Genomic DNA, 4491 nt, shown 5'->3' on the forward strand with positions numbered 1-4491 from the left:
CTGCGGACTAGGAACCTGCTGGAGGGGCGCATGATCTGGACGGGACACGCGAACCAGGGAATGAAAGCACGATTCAGAAACGGCGCTCGAAAGTGTCATCCAGCAATTTTTTGCATGCTTGACGGGAATGATCCCTGCGGCTGGCGAACAGCGCCCAGATTGATAGGATCGGAGCCGTAGCTGTAGGGAAGGAATGCACATGGATCTCGGCCTTGAAGGCAAGATTGCATTGGTGTCGGGAGGCTCCAAAGGCATAGGGTTCGCCTGCGCCAAGTTGCTCACGGCGGAAGGAGCAAGGATCGTCATCTGCTCCCGGTCGCCGTCCAACATCGATGCCGCCCTTTCCGTGCTTCCGGGTGCTGTTGGTATCGCCGTGGATTTGAGATCGGGCGATGACGCGAAAGAGGCTGTGGACAGGGTGTGGCAAGACGTCGGTCCCTTCGACATCCTCGTCAACAGCGCCGGGGCCGCAAAGCGCACGCCGGTACACGACCTCAGTCCGCAAGCCTGGCGCGCAGCGATGGATGACAAGTATTTTCCCTACATCAACGTCATTGATCCAGTGGTCAAGAAGATGGCTGACCGCGGCTCGGGCGTGATCGTCAACATCATCGGAAACGGCGGCAAAGTCGCCTCGCCGACCCATCTGGCTGGCGGCGCCGCCAACGCGGCGCTGATGCTGGCGACGGTCGGCCTCGCAAACGCCTATGCCGGTCGCGGTGTGCGCATCGTCGGGCTCAATCCCGGCCTCACGCAAACAGGCCGGGTGAGTGAAGGAATGAAAGCGGTTGCGGCAAGCCAGGGGATAAGTGAGCACGAAGCGCTGCGCCGGGCGAGGGACTCCATCCCCATCGGCAGATTGGCCGATCCCGCCGAAATCGCATCGGTCGTCGCCTTCCTGTGTTCCGCGAAAGCGAGCTACGTGACCGGTGTTGTTATCAACATGGATGGCGCGTCGGTGCCGATTGTGGTGTGACGCGCGCGCCGTTTCCTGGCCGGTTGCCAACAGAAGTTCAACCGATGGACAAGACGGCGGCGAGCAAGCCGCTCAACAACAAAGTACTGCGAGCAAGTGCCGTCTCATCAAAGTCGAAATGAGCCGTGTGGTGACCATCCGCTATATCGAAGCCGAGACCGAAAACTCCAGCAATTCCACCCTCGGTCGGCAACGGCTGAAGCCAGAAGAGTTGCGTCCTCGCCGGCTGAACTGCCGGGGGCTGCGATGAGCGGCTGAAGGCCGGGTTTCGAACCAACCGTCTTTCGAAAAATACCGATCTTATGCTGCCTTGACGATGCGGAACCCTTCGATCTCCTTGATCACCGGAAGGCCTTTCCAGCGGTCGGAATCATGCAGGATAATCAGTCGGTCGAGGTTGCCTCCGATCTCGGTGTTGATGCGGTCGATGGTCTTGAGCTGATCCCAAACGCTGCCGACGGCATTGTTGAGCGGCTGGTAGACACCGTCGTGCTTGTGGCCAGTGATCTGCCGGGATGAGTAGACACAATCGCCCGAAAGGACGATGCGGCCTCGCGAAGTCTCAACGATTACGAACTGCTGTCCCATCGTGTGGCCCTGTCCCAGCCGAACGTGGATGCCTGGCAGGAGATCGTCCCGGTCACCATCGACCAGTGTGAGGCGGTGTTCCACGGAGGCGTCGAAGGCGGCGCGCAGATCGTCCGGATCGATGATGGCGGTCAGGTAGCCGTATTGCGGTGGCAGCGCCATGGCCTCGTGCCAGGACAGCAGCTCCTGCTTCTGTAGATAGAGGCGGGCATTCGGAAACTGATCGATCGAGCCCATGTGGTCGAAATGCGCATGGCTGACGATGATGTCTGTGATGTCGCCAGGCGCCAGCCCCAGTTCGGCAAGCATCCGAACCGGGGAAATCCACCAGGGTATGCCGAATTTATCGGAGAAGTTCGGACCGGTTTCGTCCTTCATGAAGCCGGTGTCCACAAGCACGTTGCGGTCGCCGCGCCGCGCCAGAACAAAGGAAAAGGGCAAGTCCGTGGGGCCGTCTTCGTACATCCCGTTGACCAGATCGACCCATGGCTGGTTCTTAGATCGTGCGAACTCGATGACATAGATCTCCCAATGTACAGTCTGAGCCATGTGATCCTCCTCAGCTTTCCGCAAGTGAGCGGCCAAGGCTGGAAAGCCCGACCGCGATGATCAGGATGGCGCCCTGAAACACGTATTGGGAAAAGGTAGGCGCGCCAAAAATGTTGAGGCCGTTGAAGCCGAAAGCAATGATCAGGGCGCCCACCAAAGTCCCCAGGACATGGAACTCGCCGTCGCGCAAAGTCGCCGAGCCCAGAAATACTGCCGCGAACGCCGTCAGCAGATAGGAATCGGCCGCACTTGTCGTGCCGCTGCCCAGCCGCGATGCGAGCAGAATGCCGGTAAGGGCGGCGCATATGCCGGAGATGACGAAGCCAAGCGTCTTGATGCGATCGACGTTGATGCCGGCCAGGCGCGCCGCGGCAGGATTGCCGCCGACTGCCTGGATCTCCTGGCCGATGGAGGTGCGCTCGACCAGCACCCAAAGGATGCCCAGCACAAAGACCATGACGACGATGTTGTTGGGGATGCCGAAAAGCCAGCGGCCTAGCGAAAGCTGCAGGAAGGCCTCGGGTACGCCAGCAACGATGGGCACGCCGGCGGAGTAGGCGAAGGCGAGACCCGTGATGATGGTTCCAACGCCCAGCGTCGCGATCACCGAATTGACTTTCATCTTGGTGACGATGAAGCCGTTGACCAGGCCGATCAGCGCGCCAAGGGCGAGTACCATGAAAATGGCCAGGGGGATCGGCAGCTTGTCATGGACGATGAAGCCGGTGACGAGAATGCCGTGCAGGCTGGCGGCAAAGCCAATCGACAGATCGAGCTCGCCGACGACGACCGCCAATGTCAGGCCGCCGGCGATGATCATCGCAAGCGAGGCCTGGTTGAGAACGTTGGTGAAGTTGCCCAGGGTCGAGAACGCCTTCGGCGACAGGATCGAAAAGGCAACAATCATCGCCAGCAGCCCGAGGATGGTCGCGTAGCGCGCGAAAATTCCGAGCCCAGCCTTGGCTCTTGGTGTGAGGCGCCTGTTGTAGGTCGAAACATCGCTCATGTGGTCGTCCTCCCGGTCAATGGCTCCGCTCACCATAGCTTGCCTCGACAATAGCGGAGCGCGAGATCGATGCGCCGCTCATTTCGCGAACGATAAGGCCTTCCGCCATCACCAGCACGCGATCGCAAAGGTCCGGCAGTTCATCGGGTTCGGATGAGATGACGAGAACCGCCATGCCTGCCGCCGCGAGTTCGCGGATTTGGCGGTGGATCTCCGCACGCGCACCGATGTCGACCCCGCGGGTCGGTTCATCGAGAATGAGGATGTGCGGCGCGCGCTGCAGCCAGCGGCCGATGACCACCTTCTGCTGGTTGCCGCCGCTTAGCCGGCCAACAGGGCTGTCCACGCTTGCCGTCTTGATCGACAGCAGTTTCATCGTCTCGCGAGCGAGTGAGGACTGCGACTTTCGGCTGAGAAGCGGCACCCTGCGACCGAGCACAAGCTTGTCCAAATTGACCAGACCAAGATTGAAGGCGACGCTCTTCGTCAGGAAAAGCCCTTCCGTACGCCGCTCCTCTGGCACCAGGCCGAGCCCGGCGGCAACCGCAGCCTGCGGCGATTTCGGCGCGTAAGGCTTGCCTTTGAGCGTCATACCGCCCGAGTCGGCGCGATCGGCACCATAGATCAGCCGCACCAGTTCACTGCGTCCGGCACCGACCAGGCCGCCGATGCCCAGAACTTCGCCGTGGCGAAGTTCGAAACTTACGCCACGCACCTTGGGCAGGCGTGTCAGGTTCTGAACGCGCAGGACGATCTCATGGGTCTGCGGCGCATATTCAGGCCTACTGTCGTTACCGACATGGACAGAGCCGACGATCGCCTCGACCAACGCCTTCCTGGTCAACCCAGCACGGGTGAATTCGGCGACGGAATTGCCGTCGCGCAATACCGACACCCGATCGCAGAGTTTCAGAATCTCATCCAGGCGGTGCGAGACGTAAAGCACGGCCACACCGGATGCCGAGAGGTCCTTGATGATAGCGAAGAGCTTCTCGCTCTCGGCGGCGGAGAGAGAGGCGGTCGGCTCGTCCATCACGATAAGTCGCGATTTGCGGACCAGCGCGCGACAGATATTGATCAACCAGTTTTCGGCGGTCGACAACCCTTTCACATTCGCATTGAGCGAGGCGGTGATGCCGACGCGTCTTGCGATGGGCTCGACATCGCGGGCGATGGCCGCCCAGTCTGTCAAGCCGAAGCGCGATCGTTTTGGCACGCCGAGCATAATGTTCTGGAGGACGGTCATCCCCGGAACGAACGCCAGTTCCTGGTGAATAAAGCTCATGCCGAATGCCGTCGCGCGGTGCGCCGTCTCGATGCCGACTGTGTGCCCATCGATCTCGATCGACCCCTGATCCGGATGGTTGAGGCC

Annotated in this window: 4 protein-coding genes; 1 reads left to right on the top strand and 3 read right to left on the bottom strand. The window is 60.8% G+C overall.

Annotation, left to right across the window (positions count from 1 at the left end; genetic code table 11):
* Positions 1 to 199: 199 nt before the first annotated feature.
* Positions 200 to 976, top strand: coding sequence for an SDR family oxidoreductase (locus EN914_RS25510; RefSeq protein ID WP_024502233.1), 777 nt, complete (start codon positions 200 to 202; stop codon positions 974 to 976).
* Positions 977 to 1276: 300 nt separating this feature from the next.
* Here the strand turns inward: EN914_RS25510 and EN914_RS25515 are convergent, their stop codons facing one another.
* From EN914_RS25515 to EN914_RS25525, 3 genes are all read right to left on the bottom strand, one after another.
* Positions 1277 to 2113, bottom strand: a complete 837-nt coding sequence (locus EN914_RS25515) for an N-acyl homoserine lactonase family protein (protein ID WP_024502234.1) — start codon at positions 2111 to 2113, stop codon at positions 1277 to 1279.
* A 10-nt stretch (positions 2114 to 2123) separates the two neighbouring features.
* Positions 2124 to 3119 (bottom strand): ABC transporter permease, encoded by a 996-nt coding sequence (locus tag EN914_RS25520; protein WP_024502235.1) that lies wholly within the window; start codon positions 3117 to 3119, stop codon positions 2124 to 2126.
* Positions 3120 to 3135: 16 nt separating this feature from the next.
* The coding region (locus tag EN914_RS25525; RefSeq protein ID WP_164778898.1) for a sugar ABC transporter ATP-binding protein at positions 3136 to 4491 on the bottom strand (1356 nt) is incomplete at its 5' end.

Origin of the sequence: Mesorhizobium sp. M7A.F.Ca.CA.001.08.2.1, assembly GCF_003998455.1 — a bacterium.
Classification (GTDB): Bacteria; Pseudomonadota; Alphaproteobacteria; order Rhizobiales; family Rhizobiaceae; genus Mesorhizobium; species Mesorhizobium ciceri.